The organism is Chloroflexota bacterium (assembly GCA_009840355.1).
Lineage (GTDB): Bacteria > Chloroflexota > Dehalococcoidia > Lucifugimonadales > JADFKI01 > Bin90.
The window spans coordinates 19,155-40,346 of the sequence record VXNZ01000056.1; the positions used below are offsets into that span (position 1 = coordinate 19,155).

At 60.4% G+C, this 21,192-nt stretch carries 22 protein-coding genes and 3 tRNA genes; 14 read left to right on the plus strand and 11 right to left on the minus strand.

Annotated features, from left to right (window positions below):
* Positions 1-145 precede the first annotated feature (145 nt).
* The 8 genes from F4X57_14060 (at position 146) to F4X57_14095 (ending at position 5,660) form a co-directional block, all read left to right on the plus strand.
* The gene (locus F4X57_14060) at positions 146-382 is read left to right on the plus strand and encodes a hypothetical protein (protein MYC08272.1); all 237 of its coding nucleotides are present in this window, start codon (positions 146-148) and stop codon (positions 380-382) included.
* Positions 383-430: 48 nt separating this feature from the next.
* Positions 431-1,018: a 50S ribosomal protein L9 gene (locus tag F4X57_14065; GenBank protein ID MYC08273.1), complete on the plus strand. Its 588-nt coding sequence runs from the start codon at positions 431-433 to the stop codon at positions 1,016-1,018.
* Between the two features lie 107 nt (positions 1,019-1,125).
* Positions 1,126-2,514 carry a replicative DNA helicase gene (gene dnaB, locus F4X57_14070; GenBank protein ID MYC08274.1) on the plus strand — a complete coding sequence of 463 codons (1,389 nt, stop codon included), beginning with the start codon at positions 1,126-1,128 and terminating at the stop codon, positions 2,512-2,514.
* Positions 2,495-3,184 (plus strand): DnaD domain protein, encoded by a 690-nt coding sequence (locus F4X57_14075; GenBank protein ID MYC08275.1) that lies wholly within the window; start codon positions 2,495-2,497, stop codon positions 3,182-3,184. The genes dnaB and F4X57_14075 overlap by 20 nt, the downstream gene beginning before the upstream one ends.
* The gene (locus tag F4X57_14080; protein MYC08276.1) at positions 3,141-4,517 is read left to right on the plus strand and encodes an AAA family ATPase; all 1,377 of its coding nucleotides are present in this window, start codon (positions 3,141-3,143) and stop codon (positions 4,515-4,517) included. The genes F4X57_14075 and F4X57_14080 overlap by 44 nt, the downstream gene beginning before the upstream one ends.
* A 5-nt stretch (positions 4,518-4,522) precedes the next feature.
* A complete protein-coding gene (locus F4X57_14085) occupies positions 4,523-4,873 on the plus strand; it encodes an HIT domain-containing protein (protein MYC08277.1) in 351 nt (116 codons plus the stop codon).
* A complete protein-coding gene (locus tag F4X57_14090) occupies positions 4,870-5,406 on the plus strand; it encodes a DNA alkylation repair protein (GenBank protein ID MYC08278.1) in 537 nt (178 codons plus the stop codon). The genes F4X57_14085 and F4X57_14090 overlap by 4 nt, the downstream gene beginning before the upstream one ends.
* The gene (locus F4X57_14095) at positions 5,166-5,660 is read left to right on the plus strand and encodes a DNA alkylation repair protein (protein MYC08279.1); all 495 of its coding nucleotides are present in this window, start codon (positions 5,166-5,168) and stop codon (positions 5,658-5,660) included. Before F4X57_14090 ends, F4X57_14095 begins: the two co-directional genes overlap by 241 nt.
* 31 nt (positions 5,661-5,691) lie before the next feature.
* Here F4X57_14095 and F4X57_14100 read toward each other — a convergent pair.
* The 10 genes from F4X57_14100 to F4X57_14145 all read right to left on the minus strand — a co-directional run bounded on the left by F4X57_14100 (position 5,692) and on the right by F4X57_14145 (position 13,273).
* Positions 5,692-5,768, minus strand: a tRNA-Glu gene (locus F4X57_14100).
* 15 nt (positions 5,769-5,783) lie between these two features.
* Positions 5,784-5,857 (minus strand) — tRNA-Gln (locus F4X57_14105).
* Positions 5,858-5,931: 74 nt separating this feature from the next.
* Entirely contained in the window at positions 5,932-6,405 is a 474-nt protein-coding gene (locus tag F4X57_14110; protein ID MYC08280.1) for a 6,7-dimethyl-8-ribityllumazine synthase, read from the minus strand.
* A 3-nt stretch (positions 6,406-6,408) separates the two neighbouring features.
* Complete coding sequence (locus F4X57_14115; protein ID MYC08281.1) at positions 6,409-7,647, minus strand: bifunctional 3,4-dihydroxy-2-butanone-4-phosphate synthase/GTP cyclohydrolase II; 1,239 nt, start codon at positions 7,645-7,647, stop codon at positions 6,409-6,411.
* A 23-nt stretch (positions 7,648-7,670) separates the two neighbouring features.
* The gene (locus tag F4X57_14120) at positions 7,671-8,285 is read right to left on the minus strand and encodes a riboflavin synthase (GenBank protein MYC08282.1); all 615 of its coding nucleotides are present in this window, start codon (positions 8,283-8,285) and stop codon (positions 7,671-7,673) included.
* 256 nt (positions 8,286-8,541) lie between these two features.
* Positions 8,542-9,663: a bifunctional diaminohydroxyphosphoribosylaminopyrimidine deaminase/5-amino-6-(5-phosphoribosylamino)uracil reductase RibD gene (gene ribD, locus F4X57_14125; protein ID MYC08283.1), complete on the minus strand. Its 1,122-nt coding sequence runs from the start codon at positions 9,661-9,663 to the stop codon at positions 8,542-8,544.
* On the minus strand, positions 9,656-10,231 hold the full coding sequence (locus F4X57_14130) for a dCTP deaminase (GenBank protein MYC08284.1): 576 nt from the start codon (positions 10,229-10,231) through the stop codon (positions 9,656-9,658). Before F4X57_14130 ends, ribD begins: the two co-directional genes overlap by 8 nt.
* A gap of 317 nt (positions 10,232-10,548) precedes the next feature.
* Positions 10,549-11,388 carry a DUF541 domain-containing protein gene (locus F4X57_14135; protein ID MYC08285.1) on the minus strand — a complete coding sequence of 280 codons (840 nt, stop codon included), beginning with the start codon at positions 11,386-11,388 and terminating at the stop codon, positions 10,549-10,551.
* A gap of 89 nt (positions 11,389-11,477) precedes the next feature.
* The gene (locus F4X57_14140) at positions 11,478-12,662 is read right to left on the minus strand and encodes a hypothetical protein (GenBank protein MYC08286.1); all 1,185 of its coding nucleotides are present in this window, start codon (positions 12,660-12,662) and stop codon (positions 11,478-11,480) included.
* A gap of 23 nt (positions 12,663-12,685) precedes the next feature.
* Positions 12,686-13,273, minus strand: a complete 588-nt coding sequence (locus tag F4X57_14145) for an RNA polymerase sigma factor (GenBank protein MYC08287.1) — start codon at positions 13,271-13,273, stop codon at positions 12,686-12,688.
* Positions 13,274-13,449: 176 nt separating this feature from the next.
* On the opposite strand from F4X57_14145, the gene lepB reads away from it, so the two are divergent.
* The 4 genes from lepB to F4X57_14165 all read left to right on the plus strand — a co-directional run bounded on the left by lepB (position 13,450) and on the right by F4X57_14165 (position 17,291).
* Complete coding sequence (gene lepB, locus F4X57_14150) at positions 13,450-14,085, plus strand: signal peptidase I (GenBank protein ID MYC08288.1); 636 nt, start codon at positions 13,450-13,452, stop codon at positions 14,083-14,085.
* Positions 14,086-14,263: 178 nt separating this feature from the next.
* Positions 14,264-14,340: transfer RNA gene (locus tag F4X57_14155), tRNA-Lys, on the plus strand.
* Between the two features lie 136 nt (positions 14,341-14,476).
* Entirely contained in the window at positions 14,477-15,643 is a 1,167-nt protein-coding gene (locus F4X57_14160) for a SidA/IucD/PvdA family monooxygenase (protein ID MYC08289.1), read from the plus strand.
* On the plus strand, positions 15,624-17,291 hold the full coding sequence (locus F4X57_14165) for a ferrous iron transporter B (GenBank protein ID MYC08290.1): 1,668 nt from the start codon (positions 15,624-15,626) through the stop codon (positions 17,289-17,291). Before F4X57_14160 ends, F4X57_14165 begins: the two co-directional genes overlap by 20 nt.
* Positions 17,292-17,388: 97 nt before the next feature.
* Here F4X57_14165 and F4X57_14170 read toward each other — a convergent pair whose 3' ends face one another.
* Complete coding sequence (locus tag F4X57_14170) at positions 17,389-18,231, minus strand: hypothetical protein (protein MYC08291.1); 843 nt, start codon at positions 18,229-18,231, stop codon at positions 17,389-17,391.
* Between the two features lie 535 nt (positions 18,232-18,766).
* Between F4X57_14170 and F4X57_14175 the strand changes: the two genes are divergently transcribed.
* On the plus strand, positions 18,767-19,237 hold the full coding sequence (locus F4X57_14175; GenBank protein MYC08292.1) for a DUF1801 domain-containing protein: 471 nt from the start codon (positions 18,767-18,769) through the stop codon (positions 19,235-19,237).
* Positions 19,238-19,385: 148 nt separating this feature from the next.
* Positions 19,386-21,185, plus strand: a complete 1,800-nt coding sequence (locus tag F4X57_14180) for a gamma-glutamyltransferase family protein (protein MYC08293.1) — start codon at positions 19,386-19,388, stop codon at positions 21,183-21,185.
* The last annotated feature ends 7 nt before the right edge of the window (positions 21,186-21,192 follow it).

The following is a 21,192-nucleotide window of genomic DNA, read 5'->3' on the forward strand; positions in this document are numbered from 1 at the left end:
GTATGAAATCTTCGTGGCGGCAAGTCAGTAGAGCTTAGGCGAGGTCGTCATTGAAGTCGTCGCCTTCTCTCCCGCGGCAGGTTTCTTCTCAATGTTCGTGATGTCCATCGTGGTAGCAAGAGGTATGAGGATGTTCGGAAAGAGTATGTTCAGACAAGGCGTCATTCTGGGCGAGGAACGCGGCGAGAAACGCGGTGAAGCACGAGGCCGGGTGCGCGGCAGATCGGAAAGCATGTACGAATCAGCCGATTGGTATCATCGCAAGACAAATGCCGAAGCGCGCGGCGAGCCGTTCGATGAGCCGCCGCCGTGGGAACGCAATACCAACGGAGTCGCGCGCACTGACACAGGCGACGAACCGCCATTTGACCAACATAGATAACTAGAAAACAATAACTAACCGCACAGACAAGTACACCGAGGTAGCGAGATGAAAGTAGTATTTTTGCAGGATGTCGCCGGCGTGGCGCAGGGCGGCGATGTCAAGGAAGTGAAGAACGGCTTTGCGCGCAATTACCTGATTCCCAAGCAGTTCGCCGTGCCTGCGACGCACAATGCGCTGCAGCGCGTCAAGCAATACGCGGAGCAGGCGGAAAAGACGCGACTGCGACTGCTGCAGGACATGCGCGAACTGTCCGAAACGCTGAACGGCAAGCGCATCGATGTGGAAATGCGCGCCGGCGCGAGCGGTCAGCTGTACGGCTCCGTCACCAACACTATCATCGCGGACAAGCTGTCCGAAATGGCAGACCGCGAGATCGATCGGCGCGGCATTGAGGTCGAAGAACCCATCCGGCAGCTCGGCAGCTTCGATGTGAGCGTGCGGCTTCACCCCGAAGTACAGGCGCAGATAGAAGTGCTGGTCTATCCGACAGGCACGACCGCGGACGCCTGGCTACAATCGCTTGAAGAGGCAGAAGAGGCTGCTGACGGCGAGGGCGAAGCCGAATCTGACGACACGGCAGACCCGGAAAACTCCACAGATTCCGAAGAAGAGAACCCTTCCGACGCTTCATAAGACGCAACACGGCAATATATCCTTAAACAGTCGGCGGGGAACGGCTTGCAGCCGGTTGCCCTTGAATACCCTATTGCCTACACCTGACGACCATCTAGGAGTAAGCCGTGTACGTTGACCGTCTGCCACCTTACGACGCCAACGCCGAAGAATCGGTGATAGGCTCGATACTCATTGACGGCGACTCGCTGAGCCGCGTCTCTTCGTTCGTTCGTCCGACAGACTTTTACACCGAGAAGAACCGATGGTGCTACGACGCATTCCTTGCGCTGTTCGAGCGCGGCGAGGCGATTAACCAAATCACCGTCGCGCACGAGTTGAGCCTGCAAGACAAGCTTGAGCCGCTCGGCGGCAGCGCGTACCTGAGCCATCTCGTCATGGTCGTGCCGACTTCGGTGCACATCGAGTACTACGCGCGCATTGTGCAGCGCACATCCATTATGCGCCAGCTGATCGATGTGGGCGGGCGCATCTCCGACATTGGATTCAACGAGAGCGACGCCGATACGGACGCCGCGCTCGCCAGAGCCGAGGACCTGCTGTTCCGCATCCGCGCCGGGCAGGGATCCGGCGATTTCGTGCATATCCGCGAAGTGCTCGACACCTACTTGGAAGAGAGCACCGCAATGCACGGGCAGGATGCTTCGCACATCGCGCCCGTAACGACCGGATTCCCCGGCATAGATAACCTGCTGGGCAACGGCATGCAGCGCTCGGACATGATTGTCGTCGCCGCCCGCCCTAGCCTTGGCAAGAGCACGCTCGCCTTCAACATCGCGCGCGGCGCGGCTGAGAGCGGCAACCGTGTCGGCATTTTCAGCCTTGAGATGAGCCGCGACCAGATTGGCATGCGCCTGCTCGCAAGCGAGGCGAATGTCGATAGCTACCGCATTCGCATCGGGCTGCTGAGCAACGACGAAGAATCGCGATTGCTGGACTCCATCGGCGTGCTGTCCGACCTGCCGATGTACATCGACGACACGCCAATCCAGACCATCGTGGATATGCGCGGCAAAGCGCGCCGCCTGCAGTCCGAACGCGGGCTGGACTTGGTCATAATCGACTACTTGCAGCTCATCGGCGGCGGCGGACGCATCGACAACCGCGCGCAGGAAATGGGCGAGATTTCCCGCTCCATCAAGGGCATGGCGCGCGACCTGGATATTCCGGTGATCGCTTGCTCCCAGCTATCCCGCGCAATCGAACAGCGCCCCAACCACCGTCCGTTGCTGTCTGACCTGCGCGAAAGCGGCAGCATCGAGCAGGACGCGGATGTCGTGGCGTTTATCCATCGAGAGGATGTCTATGTCAGCAAGGAAGACTGGGAAAAGCGCAACCCGACCGAACCGTATCCGCAGAATATCGCGGAGATAATTTTCTCCAAGCACCGCAACGGGCCGGTTGGCACTGTGCCGCTGTACTTCCGCAACGACCTAGTGCGCTTTGAGAGCCTTGAAACCACACCCACGCCGGAGTATGCCTACAATGAAGTTTAGCGGCTTCCCCGACCGCGTGCGCAGCATACCGGCGCCGGCGCCGCTGTTCGGCACGCTGCTCGAGCAGATTGACGACATCGCCGAGCTGAAGTGCCTGCTGCGCGTGATTTGGCTGCTGCAGCAGAAGAAGGGCTACCCGCGCTTCGTGGCGCACAGAGAGGCGCTTGCCGACCGCGCGCTGGCTGCGGCGCTACAAGGCGGTGCCGCCGAGATTGGCGAGTCGCTCGATACGTGCGTGCGGCGCGGCACTCTGGCAATGGCGATAATCGAACGCGACGGCAAGGAAGAACGCCTATACGCGCTGAACACGGACAGGGACAGGCGCGCACTCGCGCAGGCGGCGTCCGATGCGTTCGTCGTGGGACGCTCGCAGACTGAGCCAACACCGGAGGCCTGGGACACAGCTGATGTTGAACGCCCGAACATCTTCGCGCTGTATGAATCAAACATCGGCATGCTCAGCCCGATGATTGCAGACGAACTCAAGGAGGCGGAAGCGCTCTACCCGACCGAATGGATAGCGGACGCCTTCCGCGAAGCCGCGCTGCACAACGCGCGCAATTGGCGCTACATCGTGCGCATCCTCGAAAACTGGGAGCGAGAAGGCAGAAGGCGAGGTCAAGGCGATGGAGAATCTAGGAGACATTCTCAAAAGATTAGCCGCTACTAGGCAGGCGTCCAACGGCGCGTCCAACGGCACGATAGGCGAACCGCCCTTGCCGCCAACCGACGAGCGGGACGAAGATGCCTGCCCTATATGCGGCGGCAGAGGATGGTACACGCCCGATGTCGTCGTCGGACATCCTAACTTTGGGCAGGTGATAACCTGCGTCTGCCAGCAGCAACGACTATCAGACGAGCGGTTGAGCAGGCTGCTACGATACAGCAATCTCGGACATCTGGCGCGCTTCACCTTCGATACGCTCAAGCCTGAAGGCATCGCCCAAGACGCCGACAGCCGCGAACTGTTCGCAGAGGCATGTCGCGCCGCCGCCGAGTTCGCGGAAAACCCGTCGGGATGGCTGGTTCTCACCGGTCCTAATGGCAGCGGCAAGACGCACCTCGCCGCCGCAGTCGCCAATCACTGCATCAAGTCGGAGCATGTCGTATTCTTCATGCATGTGCCGGACCTGCTCGACCACCTGCGCGCCACCTACGCACCGAGCAGCGAATTGACATATAGCGACCTGTACACGCAGGTTGTCGATGCGCCGCTGCTCATCTTGGACGGCTTGGGCGCGCACAGCTCCACGTCTTGGGCGGAAGAGAAGTTGCAGCAGGTCATCAACCACCGTTTCAATGCCGAACTGCCCACGGTTGTAACGACCGCGAGTGACCTCACGGAACTAGACCCATACATCCGCAGCCGCCTGCAGACGGCGGGGCTTAGCCGCGTGGTGCAGACCGGCACTTACCACAAACCAAAGGCGCACAATCTAGGGCGAGTGGCGTTAGAAATGCTGCGCGGCATGACATTCGAGACTTTCGATGTGCGCGGCAACAACCCGCGCGCAGGCGAGCAGGCAAGCCTTCAAAATGCCGCGCTTGCCGCCGTCCGATACGCGGACAATCCGCAAGGCTGGCTGACTCTGTTCGGCCCGACGGGCGTGGGAAAGACGCATCTCGCAGTCGCCATCGCCAACACGCAGCTCGAACTGGGCAACACGGTGTTCTTCGCGTTCGTGCCGGAACTGCTGGACTACTTCCGCTACACATTCGATCCGCGCAACCGCGTGTCGATGGAAAGCATCCTGGAAGATGTGAAGAACGCGCCGCTGCTCATACTAGACGACCTAGGGCAGGAGCACAACAGCCCTTGGGCGGAGGAAAAGCTGTACCAGATTTTCGTGCATCGGCACAACCATCGGCTGCCGACCGTGATAACCGGCATGCTCGATTTCACGGAGCAGACCGGTCCCATCGCATCGCGCATTCGAGACGCGACGCTCGGTCGGCTCGTGCGCATTGACGCGCCGGACTACCGCATCAGAGAGCCACGCTAACGCATATGACGAACATCACCTGCGTGTTCTGCAACATCGTGGCGCGCACCGAACCCGCGACGATTCACTACGAAGACGAGCGCGTGATCATCTTCGACAATCAACTGGACTGGGTGCCGGTGCAGATTCTCGTCATTCCACGCCGGCACATGACGCAGACCGAGCTATGGCGCAGCGGCGACCTGCTGGCGCACATGGGCGACCTTGCGGCGCAGATCGGCGAAGAACGCTGCCCGAACGGATTCCGCATCCTATCCAACTTCGGCAGGGACGGCATGCAAAGCCAACCGCACGCGCACCTGCACGTAATCGGCGGCGAGTTCTTGGGACGATACCTGCGGCAGGGCTTCGGATGACTGAAAACACACTACGCCACTTGCAGAAAAGGCTTAACGACGCATCCGATACCAAGACAAAAGACTGGTGGGAGCGTTATCTCAAGCATGTCATACCCTTTCGCGGCGTCAAGATGGCGGGCATACGTCGCGCCTTGCACGATTGGCTTGAAGCCGAAGCAATCACCGTCCGCCTGACACCTGCCGCCCAAGTCGGCGTCGCGCTGGAACTGCTTCGCCAAGACCACGCAGAGGACAAGCTCGCCGGCATCCTGATGCTGCAAGAAGCGCTCATACCTGCCGGAGCGGTCGATTGGCAGCGCAACCTGCCCCATTCGCCTCACTATTCGACGACGGATACATCTACGACTGGAACACCTGCGACTGGTTCTGTGTCAAGGCGCTCGACGCGCTTGTACGGCTTGAAGGCGAGCCATGCGCCCGCGCCATATCCAAATGGCGCAACGCCGGCAACCTGTGGCGACGCCGAGCGGCAAGCGTCGCGTTCATCAACCTCGCAAAGCATGGCGACGCCAACTTCGACGGCTTCGTAGATATGATGCTGGAAACCTGCGCCGCAACCATTCGCAGCGAGGAGCGGTTCGCGCAGACCGGCACGGGTTGGACACTACGCGAACTGTCGCTTGCGGAACAGGACCGTGTTGTGGATTTCATCAAGAGGCACTCGGCGCTATTCTCCGCAGAGGGTATGCGCTACGCCACCGAGAAGATGCCAAAGGAAACTGGCGAAAGGTTGCGTAAATCTCGACGCGAGACTATGCGACATACGGGATGTAGTGATATATGAGCGCGGTGTGTGGGAAGAGAAGCGGGGACGTTGGTAGCGCATACGGGATTCGAACCCGTGGTCTCCGCCTTGAGAGGGCGGTGTCCTTGGCCGCTAGACGAATGCGCCACACAACATATCGGCTGGCTGGGGATCAGGGATTCGAACCCCGGCTTACAGATCCAGAGTCTGTCGTCCTACCACTAGACGAATCCCCAACCTGAACTATAATTTTAGCAGGATAAGGGCGCTATATCAAGAATGATAGCGCAGCATTCGTCCGCGCGGATGCCTACTGCGTGTCCAAGGCGCGCAATAGGTTCGCCATTTCGATGGCGGTTAGGCCGGCGCCGTAGCCGTTGTTGCCTTGCTTGCCGCCTGCGCGGTTGATCGCCTGCTCCAGTGTATCGGTAGTTAGCACGCCGAAAATTACGGGGATACCGCTGTTGAAACCTGCGTTGGCGATGCCCTTTGCCGCTTCGCCCGCCACATGCTCGTAGTGGTCTGTCTCGCCGCGTATCACGGCGCCAAGGCATATTACCGAGTCGTATTGGCCCGATTCCGCCAGCTTCTTCGCCGTCAAGGGCAACTCGAACGAACCTGGCACATACGCCACACTCACGTCGTCGTCGCGCACGCCATGCCGGGACAGCGCAGCGCGCGCGCCATCAAGCAGCCGCGATGTGATGAAGTCGTTAAATGTCGCGACCACTATGGCGACTCGCAGCCCTTCGCCATTCATGCCGCCCTGCAATTCCACGCTCATTGGTTATCCCCCAGCCGCCAAGTCATCCGTCGGCGCGGAGTCTAGGTCTAGTATGTGCCCCATTCGCTGAATCTTCGTATCCATGTATCGGCGATTCTCTTCGGTCACGGGCGCGATAAGCGGCACCTGCTCTACCAGCTCCAGCCCGAAGCTTTCGATGCCCACGCGCTTTTTCGGATTGTTCGTCAGGAAACGCATCTTGCGCACGCCGAGATCGACGAGAATCTGCGCGCCGACACCGTACTGACGCGCGTCCGGCGGGAAACCCAGTCTGATGTTCGCGTCAACCGTGTCCAGCCCTTCATCGTCTTGCAGCGCGTATGCCTTCAGCTTATTGTGGATACCGATGCCGCGCCCTTCCTGACGCATATACAGGAACACGCCGGATTCCTCCTTGCCGATTGCTTTAAGGGCGAGGTCCCTCTGGTCGCCGCAGTCGCACCGTATGCTCCCGAACACATCCCCGGTCAGACACTCGCTATGCACGCGCACAAGCGTTGCCTTGTCCGGGTATATTTCGCCCTTCACCAGCGCGACATGCTCATGCCTGTCAACGAGGCTGTTGTACGAAACTGCCGTGAACACACCGTATTTTGTCGGCACGCGCGCCTCAGACACGCGCTCGATTAGCCGCTCGTGTTCTTGACGAAAGGCGATGATGTCCGCTATCGCCACGATTTTCAGGTCGTGTTTCTCGGCAAATTTTTCCAGATCCGGCATTCGCGCCATATTGCCATCGTCTGCGACAACCTCGCAGATAACGCCCGCAGGCTGCAAGCCGGCAAGCCGCGCCAGATCGACGACCGCCTCGGTGTGTCCGGTGCGCTTCAGCACGCCGCCTTCGGTATAGCGCAGCGGAAAAATGTGTCCCGGCTGCGCGAGGTCTTCCGGCTTCGTGCGCGGGTCTATCAGCGCCTTTATCGTCGCCGCGCGGTCATGCGCCGATATGCCGGTGGTCGCGCCGTCTAGCACATCGACGGATACGGTGAACGCCGTGCCCATCCGCGCCGTGTTGTTGTAAGTCATCATGGGGATGCGGAGCTGCTCGAGGCGCTGCGGAATTATCGGAACGCAGATTAGACCGCGCCCTTCCATCGCCATGAAGTTTACCGCTTCCGGCGTAATCAGCTCCGCCGCCATAGCAAGGTCGCCTTCGTTCTCGCGGTCCTCGTCGTCCACGACGACGACCATCTTGCCCGCTTTGATGTCCTTGATTGCGTCGTTAATGCTAGACAGCGGCATTTTCAGCCTCCTGTATCGTCATGTTAGAGCTCTTCTGCCGTATCCACGGGTTGGCGGGTTGCAAGCGCGAGGCGCTCGACATACTTCGCCATTATGTCCACTTCGATGTTCACCTTATCTCCAGCGCCTTTGCTACCAAACACCGTATTGTCGCGCGTATGCGGGATTATTGTAATGCTGAATGAAAAGTTATCACAGTTTACAATGGTAAGGCTTGCCCCGTCCACAGCAATGAAGCCTTTTTCCACAACATAGCGCATCACATGGATTGGCGCGTCGAAGATGACCATCAGAGCGTCGCCTTCGCTCTCGATAGAGCGTATTGTGGCTGTGCCGTCCACATGCCCCTGAACCATGTGCCCGCCGAAGCGACCGTACGCGGGCATGGAGCGTTCGAGATTGACGGGCGAGCCGGCTTCGAGTTCGCCAAGATTTGTGCGGCGCAGCGTCTCCGGCACCACATCGACGCTGAATGTAGATTCGTCGGCGGCGTAGGTCGTAACGGTGAGGCACGCGCCGTTGACCGAGATGCTGTCGCCGATTTTGACATCGCTCAGCACTTCAGACGCGCCGATAACCAACCTGCCTTCGCCAGCAGCCTTGACCTCACCGACCTCTTCCACTATCCCTGTGAACATCGCCGTTTCTCCTGTGATTTTCGCCGTTCGCTCGCGCTGTTTGTGAATTTAGACGATTTCACAAATCCCTAATGTTGTCATTCCGCGCTGTCTCTGTTTCTCCGCGCTATTTTCTGTCATTCCGAACACAGTGAGGAATCTGAAGCATGTCCCTGCGAAAGCAGGGATCGTTGCATTCAAAACCTGTTTCCGGCTTTAGATTTCTCGCTTCGCTCGAAACGATATGAATAATCGAAAGACCCTCGGTTCTCTCCCATCATCCACTTTCGTATGCGCCAGTATAACCTATAATCGCAATATCCTCGCCAAATCGCAGCATTTGCACATCGCCCAGGCGCATCGCGTCCGCCATATCGTCGATTCCCGCGCCGGCGACCGGCGAAATCGCACCGCGTCCACCTATTATAACGGGCACGACAAATGCGACAACCTTGTCCACAAGGCGCAGGTCAAAAAGCGAGCCTATCACCGCGCCGCCGCCTTCGACCAGAACGCCGGTGATGTCGCGCTCGCCCAGCGTGGCAAGCAGCGCGCGCAATTCCACGCCGCCGTCCGCGCCGCGCGGCACGTTGATGGTTTCCGCGCCGTCCCAAGCAGGCAGGTTGTCATCGTCGGCATCCGCGACTGCGACGAGAGTATCGCCGGGTGCGCGCAGCATCGCGGCATTCCGGGGCATTCGGGCATGGCTGTCCAGAATTACTCGCAGCGGCTGATGTTCGAGCGCGTTGCCGTCTGAATCGCGCGCGGTGAGCTGCGGGTTGTCCGCGAGAACGGTGTTGATGCCGACCATGATGGCGTCTGAGCGCTTGCGCAACAGATGCGCGTAGCCGCGCGATTGCTCGCCGCTAATCCATTTGGAATCTCCGGTACGCGCCGCAATCTTACCGTCTAGACTCATAGCATACTTGGCGGTAACGAACGGCATGCGCGTCTTGCTGTGCTTGACGAACGCTTCGATGAGCCGGTGCGCGTCCGAAGTGATATGCGCCGGATATTCGCCGGTATGCACGGTGATACCGGCTTCGCGCAGACGCGCTGCGCCGCCGCCCGCGACATTCGGGTTCGGGTCGTCCACCGCGATATGCACCTCGCGAATGCCCGCCGCGATTATGGAATCGGCGCACGGTGGCGTTCGACCGTAGTGGTTGCAGGGCTCTAACGTTACATACAAAGTAGCGCCGCGTGCCTTACCGCCCGCGAGTCGCAGCGCCATCGCCTCCGCGTGGTCTTGTCCGGGCGGCTGCGTCCAACCCTCGCTGATGACAGCATCGCCGCGCGCGATAATGCAGCCCACGGTAGGATTTGGGCTGGTGGTGCCGAGCGCCGCCCAAGCGAGATCCAAGGCGCGCTCAATGTGCCGCGTATGCACGCTATCCATTGCCGTTCTTGAAGTCCTTGTACGCGCGGCTGGCAGTCGGGATGCTCTGTCCTTGATACTTGCTGCCCAGCCCGGGCGACCCGTATGGGCTGTCCGCCGGCGTGGACAATCGCAGGAACGAGAGCTGGCCAATCTTCATTCCGTAGTACAACGTGATGGGCAGGTTCGCCACATTGCTCAGTTCGAGTGTCAGGTGTCCCTTCCAGCCGGGATCGACATACCCGGCGGTGGAGTGAATGAGCAAGCCGATGCGCCCGAGCGAGCTTTTGCCTTCGAGCCGCGCCACAAGGTCATCGGGCAGCTCGATCATTTCTAGCGTGCTGCCCAGCACGAACTCGCCCGGATGCAGCATAAACGGCTGCTCGCGAATCTCCTCCATCTCGGTCAAGTCGCTCATATCTTCGCGCACATCGATGTACGGGCGGCGCGAATTGCGAAATACGAGAATCTGCCCGTCAAGATGCACATCCACGCTGGCGGGCTGAATGCAGCCTTCGCCCAGCGGGTCCACCACAATCTCGCCCTCTGCCATAAGCGTCTTTATCGTGTTATCGCTAAGAACGGTCATTCCGAACTCCCAATCGCGCAGCGTATGTTGTGCCTGTCCTCATACTGTCATCAGAATATGGGAATACATTCTAGCAACTTGCGGCTTGGAGATATAGGAGCATACGCCTCCGAAACGCCAATAAATGCAGCGTTCAAGCAAAAGCGGGCATTCCATATACTGAAACGCCCGCCATTTCTTTCCGACGCGGTACTATTGCCTTGCAGTGACTTTCATATCGTCATTCTCCCACAGGCGGGAGTCTGGGCGGTACGGTGAATCGCATTCTTCAATATCACCGCAAGTTCACAATGTCACCGACACTTGACACCTGACGCCTAATAAATCGCGAACCCCGCCTGCACACTGAGCGAGAGCGTAACCTCGCCTCCTCTGACAGGCGCCGCGAGAAGGGCGGCAGATGCCGGGAATGCGTATCCAGCGCCAAGACTCTCCCTGGCGAAGTCCCTGATGGATGGCGATGCCGCGCCTTCGCTGATGTAAATCAGCCGTCCGACCGAAACATCCGACAGCTCGGCGAGGTGTTCAGCTTTAGCCTGAGCGTCGGCAACCGCCATCTCACGTAGTTCCGACATCTTGGGCTTCGGGTCTTCCAGCGTGAAGCTGATGTTGCTTATGCGAACATTATCGCCGCCCGCCGTTACCACATCGTCTATGACCTCGCCAACCGCATCCAAGTCACGCAGTTTCACCGTAGCGTTATTTCTGACGCGGTAGCCGACCAGAACCTCCCTGCTGCTGCGGACACCTTCCACTTCCTCTTCTACATATTCGTAGCGCGGATATATGCTGAAGCGCCCCGTCTGTATGTCCTTGTCCTGCACGCCCCGCGCCTTCAGCGCCGTGATTACGGCATCCATCGCCATTGACGCCTGACTGTTGGCGTCCGATACATTAGCCGCTCTGGTCTCCACTCCGACATCCAGCAAAGCGAGGTCCGGCTCGACCGAGATAGTGCCTGACCCGGATACCCAGATGCCTGCGCCGTCGCTGCCGTAAGCCGCGGGCGTATCCGGCAAAACTGGATTAAGCCCCGAGTCGGGCAATCCCGCCACCGCCGCCGCCACCTGACTCCTGTCCATTGCCACTACCGCGAATATGGCGACTACAGCCGCTACCGCTGTCAGAATTGCCGCCGTCTTTCTTGTCCGGTTCATCGCATTCCTCCTGTTCCTTTCTTTACTTTCGCTTTTCACAATTGTGGGCATCCAATTGCCCATTCATATCATATAACGCTAGAAAGCCGCTAATTGTTCCCATCCTGCTCATTTTGTTCATCGATGTTGTTTGTCGCGCGCCTTCGCATCAGCCCGGCGGCAGTCGCCGCCGCCGCCGCGAGTGCCACGCCGCCAATCATCACTAGCACCCACACCGGAATCACAGGCTCACTCGGCGCAGATTGATCAGTCGCCTGAACTTCAACCGATTTCGCCTGCGCCGTCGCCTCGCTCACCGGCGCATTCGCCCGCGCAGTTGCCGCGGCATACGCTTCCGAGAGTTGTGCTTCGTAGGTCGCTTCAATCGCGCGCTGCTTCTCTGCCTGTGCTTCTGCGCGTTCCGCTTGCTCAACCTCCCACTGCGCCCGCGCGGTAGCGTACTTCACCTGTTCCTGCGCGGCAGCAGTGGCGGCCGCCTGAGAAGCCGCAAGCTGCGCCTCGTATGTTGCCTGCGCCGCAATATGCGCTTCTGCGGTTGCAGTTGCCTCGACGTCCGCGGCGTCAATCGCGGCGGATTCTATTGCGCCCTCTTCGCTTTCCTGCTCTGCCCTCATAAGTGACGTGCCAGCCGCTGCAGGCGCCGGTGCAGTCGTCGGAGCGGGTGCAGCTTGTGGTATGGCGGCTGCCGGGACGGGAACAACTGTTGAAGCGGGTGCAGCCATAGCCGCAGCCGGGACTGGTGAAATTGGAGCCAGTGTTGGCGCGGCGGCAGGCGCAGCAGGTGCGAGTGCAGGCGCAGCAGGTGCAGATGCGGGCGCGGCAGCGGGAGCGGCCATCTGTTGAGCAGGCGCGGCAGGTGCTGCCATCTGTTGGGCAGGTGCGGCAGCAGGCGCAGCGGCCGAACCCATAAAGCCCAGACGCGCCAAAAACACCAATCCCACCACGAGCACCACGACCAGCGAAGCCGCACCCGCGGTTGCCAACCCGCCCGTGAAAGTCTCGAACGAGGGGAACCGGCGCTGCGGCGCTGCTTCGGTCGCTTGCGCCGGTGTTAGCGCGTAAGAGCGAGGCGGTTCGAGTTGGGGCAGGCGTTCAAGCAGCATTGCAGTGGCTTGCAGCGATTCTAGTTCGGCGGCACACTCGGCGCATGTTGCCAGATGTTCTTGCACGCGGCGCGATTCCGATGCGCTGGTTTCGCCGTCGATGTACGCGGATAGCAGCGACCGGATTTTGGCGCATCGCCTGTTTTTCAAGAATGTGCTTATGGCACTCATGGCTTAGCTCGTGTATTGCACCGTTATAATGTCTGACGAAATTCGGGCGGCAAAAGTTCCCCTACGCCGCGCAGATGGTCGCGGACGCGCGCTCTGGCACGGCTCAGCCGCGACTTGACCGTGCCTTTGGATATGCCCGCCACCTGCGCCGCCTCGTCGTAGCTGAAGCCTTGCACATCGACCAGCGTTATAATCAGACGCTGGCTTTCGGGCAATGCGAGTATGGCGCGCTGGATTTCCGCCGCGAGTTCGGTTTGCAGCGTGGCTTCTTCCGGACCGCCGCCGCGCTCTACCGGCTGGAACGACGGATTCGTCAGGTTTTCTTCCAGAGAATCGGCAGGACGGCGGCGCATCGCCCGGAGCATGTCGTAGCACTGATTCTTAGTGATTCGCAGCAGCCACGGCGCGAGGTTGACGCCGCGAAACTTGCCTATCGCGCGGTAGGCGGAAATGAAAGTCTCCTGCGTGGCGTCATCGGCGTGCGCGGTGCTGCCGAGAATGCGCGCGGCGGTATTGAAAACCTGCCTCTGATAGCGCTCGACAATCTCGTTGAACGCCTTGAGGTCGCCTTCTTTGCTGCGTCTGATAAGCTCCAAGTCACCGATGTTCATCAGAGAATTATATTTGCCGCCAGCTTATTACGCTATAATACATGCGCCATTGCATTCACCCAATTCGTGCGGTTCCCTTCATTCTCAATGGGTACAGGCTTGACGGGTAAAGGCTAGGATGGGAGTGAAGGCAAGTCATCACCCAAGACGACCGTGAACACCGACAACGGAGACAGATGCGCGCCGCAATTCGAGAGATAATCGAGACGATAATCCTGTCGCTGCTGCTGTTCATCGGCATACAATTCGCCGTACAGACTTATCAGGTCGAAGGCGCGAGCATGTACCCGACGCTGGCGCAGGGGCAGTATCTGCTGGTCAACAAGGTCATATACCGCCATCTGAGCGTGGGCGAGACCGTTAACATCTCTGCGCAGAGGGACGATGTAGCGCGGGGCACCCACATTTTCCCATTCCATCCTCCACAGCACGGAGAAGTGGTCGTATTCAACGCTCCGAACGACCCGACTCGAGACTTCGTGAAGCGCGTGATGGGCGTGCCGGGCGACACGGTCGAGATTCGCGACGGGCGCACCTATATCAACGGCACACGGGTACAGGAAGACTACGCAGAGTTGGACGACTTCGACGAGATGGAAGAGCTCATCGTGCCAGCGAACTCCTACTTCGTGATGGGCGACAACCGCCGGCACAGCAACGACTCGCGCGATTGGGGCACCGTACCACTGGAGCACATCGTCGGCAGGGCTTGGGTGCGCTACTGGCCGCCCCACGAAATCCGCGTCTTCCCGACAGAGCAGGTGTTTAGCGCTTCGGCATCAGCGTTAAACATTTCTTCTCGCGGGGAATAATAAGGCTCACTTTTGTCCGTAGCAAAGGCAATTGCGCGGCTTGACATGCAGGCTCTTGCCCCTGCCCTAGCCTTCTCCCATAGGCGGAATGGACTTAATGCGCATTCTTCCCGGCTGACTTAACCTTGAAACGCCCCGTCAGCCCGCCTAAAATTGTGTGTACCTGCATAGCGAAAGTGGGCCTGTAGCTCAGCTTGGTAGAGCATCGGACTTTTAATCCGAGTGTCCAGGGTTCGAATCCCTGCGGGCCCACCACTTCCGTCCGCGGCGTCCTGTACTGCAAACTTTCTCGCGCCGACGCGCCAGTCCCGAGCAAGGCAGAAGCATTGACAGTAGGTATCAACACTGCAATACTACGGAACTTGACCTAGAACTTGGGAGGAAAGGTCGCATGAACGAAGAGGACACACTACAGCAGCGGGATCAAGCCCCGGAACGGTCGAGCCTATACCAGGTCGCGATTGTGGGTGCCGGGGCGGCTGGGCTCGGATGCGCGGCCGCCCTCAGGGAGTTCGGCGTTGACGACATCGTCGTCCTCGATCGCCACGAGGTCGGTGCCTCGTTCCTGCGATGGCCGGAAGAGATGCGATTCATCACACCGTCGTTCACTTCGAACGCGTTTGGGTTGCTCGACCTCAACGCGATCGTCCCCGGCACTTCGCCCGCCTACACTCTCGACCGCGAACACCCCAGCGGAAGCGACTACGCGCAGTACCTCGACGCCCTCGCTCAGCACTATCAGCTCCCCGTGGAACCTAGCATCGATGTCTGCTCTCTCACGACCGAAGACAACGGAACGTTCACCCTCACGACGACCGACCGACCGGTGCGGGCGCGACATGTCATCTGGGCGGCCGGAGAGTTCCAGTACCCGGAGCGCCATTCATTCGCCGGTGCCGAATACTGCTGCCTTTCCGCCGAGGTTGGCACATGGCAGGAACTTGAGGGCGACCGCTTTACGGTGATCGGCGGCCACGAGAGCGCCGCCGATGCAGCCGTCTCGCTCGTGCAGCTGCAAAAGAGCGTGACCGTGCTGGCGCGGACAGCGTCCTGGAAGAGCGATGCACCGGACCCGAGCATCGCCCTCTCCCCATATACCCGCGAACGTCTCGAAAAGGCACACAACACTGGCTTCGTGGACTTCGTCGAGGATGCCAACATCACGTCGGTGCGCAAGGACGGAGACACCTGGGTCGTCAAAGACTCGGATGGCCGCGAGTGGGCGAGCGAGACGCGCCCGATCCTAGCTACGGGCTTCGCGGGATCGCTCGGCCACCTCGACGGCATGATCGAATACGACGAGTCCGGCCTCCCCGTCGTCACGGAAGAGGCAGACGAATCCACGCTCGTGCCCGGCCTGTTCATATCCGGCCCGATGCTCCAGCACCGGGGCGTGAGCTTCTGCTTCATCTACAAGTTCCGCCAGCGCTTCGCGGTCGTCGCGAATGCGATCGCACAGCGCCTCGGAATGGACACGACGGATGCCGTTGCATTCCGCCGAGCGACGGGGATGTACCTCGACAACCTCACTGGCTGCCATGAATCCTGCGAGTGCTGAACACCGTGACTTCGATGTCGCGGCGCCTTGCACCACGCTCCTCCTGGGACGCGAAAGCGTCGGCAAGTCCGCACTGGTCCGTGCCCTGACGGGCCAGCCTGCGCGGAGCGTGAACTTCCGCGGCACCACCGTGTCCTGCGGCGAGTACACTACCTCCAGCCGCGTCTTCGTGGACACGCCGGGGCTGCACCGCGCCTCAGATGCCGACACCGTGCAGCTCACGTTGGAGGCGCTCTCGGACGCGGACGAAGTGTTGCTCGTCGCCTCTGCGACGCAGCTCGACGAGGACCTTGACCTCTTGCTGCCGCTCGTCCTGGGGAGGCGAGCAAGTATCGCCGTTACGCGCTGGGACCTCGTCGCCGACCATGCCGCGGCTCGCGAAACGATCGGGCGCATGGCACTGGAGACCGGGCTGCCATTCGTGGTGCTCGACGCGCGCCGTCCCGATGCCGCGGCGCTCGAGGAATTGCAGGCAGCCATCACGGCACCCGGCACAGTCCGCCATAGGCGAACGCCTGTGAGGGCGGGGTGGCGGATCGAGCCGCGGCGCGGCGTCCTTGACCACAAGGGCGCAGGTCCAGCAACCGCAGTCGTCCTCCTCATCGTGCCGGCGCTGCTCGCCGTGCTCGGTGCGAACCAGATCGCCGCCTGGCTAGAGCCGCTGGCCGAGGCGGGCACGACACCCCTGGCCGAGCGGATAGTGCACTGGCCGGGACCGGTCGGAACTGTGCTCGCGGGCGACTACGGCTTGCTCACGATGGGGCCGCTGTTGTTCGCGTGGGCGGTCCCCACCGTGCTGATCTATGCGGTGGTGATCGGCATCTACAAGACGAGTGGTCTCAACGACCGCATCGGGACGACGCTCCACCCCCTATTGCGGCCGGTTGGCTTGCACGGGCGCGACGTGACGCGGACGCTGATGGGCTTCGGCTGCAACGTCCCGGCGATCATCTCGACATCCGCCTGCTCTGCCTGCACCCGGCCGACAACCGTCGGCGCGATCGCCTTCGGTGCCGCCTGTTCGTACCAGCTCGGCGCGACCCTCGCGGTCTTCGCCGCCGCGGGCAGAAGCAGTCTCGTCGTCCCGTACCTCGCGCTGCTTGTCGCGGCAACGCTCGTGTACGCGCGCCTCACCAGCGACCCAGCCGCGCGGTCGCCGCTCAACACACTCCTCATCGAGCAGCGCACCTTCCTCACCCTGCCCTCGTTCGCGGCAGTCGGCGCGGAGGCACGAGGGATAGTTTGGGCGTTCTTCGGCACGGCGCTTCCAACCTTCTTCGCAATCGCGATGGTCGCGTCGCTCCTAGACTGGTCGGGTGTGCTCGATGCAGCGGGGCATCTGCTGGCACCGGCGATGGCAGTGTTCGCACTGCCGGTGGACGCGGCATTGCCGACCGTGCTCGCCGCCGTACGCAAGGACGGAATCCTGCTCCTGGCAGAGGAAGGCACCGTGGCATCGTTGAGCGCGACACAATTGCTGGTGGCAACTTTTCTCGCCGGAACGGTGCTGCCATGCCTGGTCACCGCGATCACCATTGGGCGCGAACTCGGGCTACGGTTCACGGGCAGGCTTCTCGTGCAACAGGCCGCCTTTGCCGTCGCGATCTCCGCCGCAGTCGGCTGGGGCTCGGCCGCGTTCGGTGGGTGAACGTCCACGTCCAGCCTGCGGGTATGACCGTCTGGCAATTGGCACCCCGCACCGCTTCCTCGTGCCTACAGCAAGACCTGCCACCGACATGAGCGTATTATCGGATTCCCGTCGGTTGACGCCTTTCCAGCATCGCCTTAAACCGACGGGTCTGTTCTTCCCTGGGGCGAAGGATGCAATTGGAGCAGTACAACTTGTCCTCTCGGGTGCGCCAGACCAGGCAGCATCCAGCCCGCCTAGCAAAGAACCCGCTCTTCCCTTCATGGTGGATGACTTCCATACTGACTTGGCGGTAAATCAGAGATGACTCGTCTCCGAAGAAGGTCTCGGCAGCCTTGAGTACCGGGCTCTTGTCTTCCACGTGCCAATAAAGCCGGTGCAGGGCCTGAGCACACGAAGCGGCTACCGCATTTTGAGAGACCTTGACGCTGGCGGGGACGGAGCGACACAGGGCAGCAATCACGATTTCCAAGTTGGACTTGAAGACCCAGTCCTTGAGTCGCCGGTACAGGTCGGTCTCGCTGCGCAGGACTTCAGCGTCAGGGTGACCGGCCGCCGGGTCATTGGGAAGGACGGCGAACTGCGGGCGCCTCAGTCCGGTTGCGTCGATACGACCATCGGTACGATGAAAGACCAAGTTTTCGAGAGTCACTCTGGGGACCCTCCTCTTGAGTACATACTGGCTGACCATCGGATAGACTAACCTTGTGAGGTAGCCCATAATGAAGGCAGAGGCAGCAACGTGATTGTTGGTAGTCCCCCATCTTTCGTAGCCGTAGCTCATCACCAGTTCACGCAGACTGGTATCCTCTGCCTGGAACAGGGCGACAGCCGGGCTCCAGCCGGTATCGTTAACTTCAGATACCGGCATGTAGAAATATGGGTCCAGCTCTCCGGCTTCCCCCAGACTATGAATCAAAGGATGTTCAGTCCTGGACATTTCTCTTCACCTTTCAACTACAAAGTTAGCCTTCAACCGAAGCATTAACTAAAATATCGCGGGTCGATCAAATCTCAAATCCCGTCTCCCAACAGATTGAATCTCAAAACTGTTAATCTTACCATGACACTGGGGAAAATCATGAACTGCGGTTAGCTCGAAGACGATTTCACAAATGCGTTCCCTTACATAAAAAAGCAAGGTAAGGGAGGTAAAAGCCTACCGATTGTAGGGGCGTTCGGCCGGACGCCCCTACGAAATTGCCATTTGCCAGCCCAATTTTCATCATCAGGGGAATTTGTGAGATCGTCTCACCAGTGGGAGGCACATCAGGCATTTCCCCAATAGTTAGTCTTCAAAATGGCGCGCGGCGCCCTCGCCATCCGAGAAAATTGCCTAAACATGGTCTGCTCTCCGATTGACTTAGCACATTAGAGTTTATAGAATCCGATACTACGAGATGCAAACATCGCGAAGTCAACACGCTCGCCCTAGACGCCACTAGCCGCGCCGAGCGGCGATCGGAGCGAATTCTATGCCAGCCAAGACCGCCAAGCGAACGAAAAAATGGTCGAATAAAGATTTGCCCCTTGCTGCTGACGGAAAGACTCGCCTTCTTTCCGGCGGCAATCCGCAGATTCCGAAGGGCGACGGGGATGCGCCTGTGCAGCGGTACATCGGCGCGATGCCAGAGTGGAAGTCCGATGTCGGCCGGCGCATAGACGAGCTTATCGTGAGCAATGTGCCCGGCGTGCGTAAAGCAGTGCGCTGGAACTCGCCCTGGTACGGCGTGGATGGCATGGGTTGGTTCGTCAGCTTCCATGTGTTCGCGCGCTACATCAAGGTAACCTTCTTGCAGGGCGCGTCGCTTGACCCCGTGCCGCCCGGCTCCGGCAAAGACCCGGATGCGTGCTGGTACGACATCTACGAAGGCAAGTTCGACGAAGAGTTGTTCGTGGATTGGGTCAAGCAGGCTGCCGCCATTCCCGGCTGGGACGGGTTCTAGCGAGAAGCTGACAGTAAACACCAATCGCCCCATCCTAACCCTCCCTCCGAGAATTATCAAAGGGAAGCGACAGGCGAGTGCCAATAGTTGCTCATCGTGCTATCATCCTGAATATAGACGCATATTCTTGCACGCAGGAGGATAGCCAATGGCATCGTTCACCACTCGTCCCGTCGTTATGAGCGCCAGAGGCGTCGTAACTTCCGGCCACTATCTCGTATCATCGGTCGGCTTGCAGATGCTGGCGCGCGGCGGCAACGCCATCGACGCGGCGGCGGCAATGGGAATCTGCGAGACGCTGCTCGAGCCGCAGTCGTGCGGCATCGGCGGCGAAGTGCCGACGCTCGTTTACTCCGCCAAGGAAGGCAGAACATACGCCATCTCCGGCATGGGCTGGTCTCCGCAGGCGTTCACTATCGAATGGTGCCGGCAGAACGGCATCGACCTCATTCCCGGCGACGGCTATCTGCCCGCCTGCGTGCCGGCGGTAGTTGGCACATGGACGACCGCCCTAGCGCGCTGGGGAACGATGAGCTTCGCCGAGATAGCGCAGCCCACGATAGACCTCGCCGAGAACGGATTCCCAGTCTATCCAAGCTTGAATCAGCGCCTTGCCGCCGATGTGGTCAAGTACACCGAGCTTTACCCGACGACCGGCGAGATTTACTTCCGCGACGGCAGCGCGCCCGAAGTGGGTAGTCTGGTGCGCAACCCCGATTTTGGCGCGATGCTGCGCTCGCTGTGCAACGCAGAGAAGCAAGCGAACGGCAAAGGGCGCATCGCGGGCATTGAAGCCGCGTGCGACGAATACTACAAGGGCAATGTCGCGGAGACCATCCTGCGCTTCATTCAGGACAACCCGGTCGAGGACGCGAGCGGCATGGCGCACAAGGGCTTGCTTTCTTACGAAGACATGGCGGAGTGGCATGCCGCCGTCGAGCAGCCCGTGTCGCTGGAATACGGCGATCTTGATGTGCACAAGTGCTCGTCTTGGACGCAGGGTCCGCTGTTCTTGCAGCAGTTGGCGATACTGAAGACGATGGACTTCGCCGCGTCGGGGCACAACAGCGCCGATTATCTGCACACTTGGATAGAGTCTGCCAAGCTCGCGTTCGCAGACCGCGAGGCGTACTACGGCGACCCGGAATTCGACGAGACGCCGATAGATATGCTGCTGTCCGAGGATTACGCGAAGGCGCGCGCGGCGCAGATTGGCGCAGTGGCGTCTCGCGAGCTGCGCCCGGGCGATCTCGGTGGCGGCGTGCCCACATACGCGACCATCGGCGTTGCTGACGACAACCGCGCGGCGCTTGGCGTTGCGGCGCGCGAAGTCCGCGATCTCGGTCTGGGACACGCGCACATCGGCGACACGACGCACTTGGACGCGATGGACGCCGAGGGCAACATGGTCGCGGCAACACCGAGCGGCGGCTGGCTCGGTACATCGCCCGTCATCAAGGGGCTGGGCTTCCCGCTCGGCACGCGCGGGCAGATGTTTTACCTGAACTCCGACCGCCCGAACGCGCTGCAGCCGCGCAAGCGACCGCGCGCCACGCTGACGCCCACACTGGTAACGCGCGACGGGCAGCCGTTCATGGCGTTCGGCACGCCCGGCGGCGACTCGCAAGAGCAGTGGACGCTGCAATTCTTCCTGAACCACATCAACTTTGGCATGGACTTGCAAGAGGCTTTGGACGCGCCCACGGTGCACTCAGTGCACTTCCCGTCGTCGTTCTACCCGCGCGCCGCATTCCCCGCTCGCGTGGTCGCAGAGTCGCGCATATCCGCCGACACGCTCGAAGAACTACGCCGTCGCGGCCACGAAATCGAACTCACCGGAGACTGGGCAAACGGCAAAGTAATGGGCATCCGCTGGCACGCCGACAAGGGCGTGATAGCCGGCGCCGCGTCTGCGAAGAACTCAATCGGCTACGCAATGGCGCTGTAGCTAACGG

Coding starts and splice junctions, on each gene's coding strand:
- ribD (MYC08283.1), bottom strand. CDS start 9,663: ATGGATAGCGTGCATACGCGGCACATTGAGCGCGCCTTGGATCTCGCT.
- lepB (MYC08288.1), top strand. CDS start 13,450: ATGCGCGCCGCAATTCGAGAGATAATCGAGACGATAATCCTGTCGCTG.
- F4X57_14115 (MYC08281.1), bottom strand. CDS start 7,647: ATGCCGCTGTCTAGCATTAACGACGCAATCAAGGACATCAAAGCGGGC.
- F4X57_14145 (MYC08287.1), bottom strand. CDS start 13,273: ATGAACATCGGTGACTTGGAGCTTATCAGACGCAGCAAAGAAGGCGAC.
- F4X57_14175 (MYC08292.1), top strand. CDS start 18,767: ATGCCAGCCAAGACCGCCAAGCGAACGAAAAAATGGTCGAATAAAGAT.
- F4X57_14090 (MYC08278.1), top strand. CDS start 4,870: ATGACTGAAAACACACTACGCCACTTGCAGAAAAGGCTTAACGACGCA.
- F4X57_14120 (MYC08282.1), bottom strand. CDS start 8,285: ATGTTCACAGGGATAGTGGAAGAGGTCGGTGAGGTCAAGGCTGCTGGC.
- F4X57_14075 (MYC08275.1), top strand. CDS start 2,495: ATGCCTACAATGAAGTTTAGCGGCTTCCCCGACCGCGTGCGCAGCATA.
- F4X57_14135 (MYC08285.1), bottom strand. CDS start 11,388: ATGAACCGGACAAGAAAGACGGCGGCAATTCTGACAGCGGTAGCGGCT.
- F4X57_14130 (MYC08284.1), bottom strand. CDS start 10,231: ATGACCGTTCTTAGCGATAACACGATAAAGACGCTTATGGCAGAGGGC.
- F4X57_14085 (MYC08277.1), top strand. CDS start 4,523: ATGACGAACATCACCTGCGTGTTCTGCAACATCGTGGCGCGCACCGAA.
- F4X57_14060 (MYC08272.1), top strand. CDS start 146: ATGTTCAGACAAGGCGTCATTCTGGGCGAGGAACGCGGCGAGAAACGC.
- F4X57_14110 (MYC08280.1), bottom strand. CDS start 6,405: ATGAGCGTGGAATTGCAGGGCGGCATGAATGGCGAAGGGCTGCGAGTC.
- F4X57_14160 (MYC08289.1), top strand. CDS start 14,477: ATGAACGAAGAGGACACACTACAGCAGCGGGATCAAGCCCCGGAACGG.
- F4X57_14140 (MYC08286.1), bottom strand. CDS start 12,662: ATGAGTGCCATAAGCACATTCTTGAAAAACAGGCGATGCGCCAAAATC.
- F4X57_14080 (MYC08276.1), top strand. CDS start 3,141: ATGGAGAATCTAGGAGACATTCTCAAAAGATTAGCCGCTACTAGGCAG.
- F4X57_14170 (MYC08291.1), bottom strand. CDS start 18,231: ATGTCCAGGACTGAACATCCTTTGATTCATAGTCTGGGGGAAGCCGGA.
- F4X57_14165 (MYC08290.1), top strand. CDS start 15,624: ATGAATCCTGCGAGTGCTGAACACCGTGACTTCGATGTCGCGGCGCCT.
- F4X57_14065 (MYC08273.1), top strand. CDS start 431: ATGAAAGTAGTATTTTTGCAGGATGTCGCCGGCGTGGCGCAGGGCGGC.
- F4X57_14180 (MYC08293.1), top strand. CDS start 19,386: ATGGCATCGTTCACCACTCGTCCCGTCGTTATGAGCGCCAGAGGCGTC.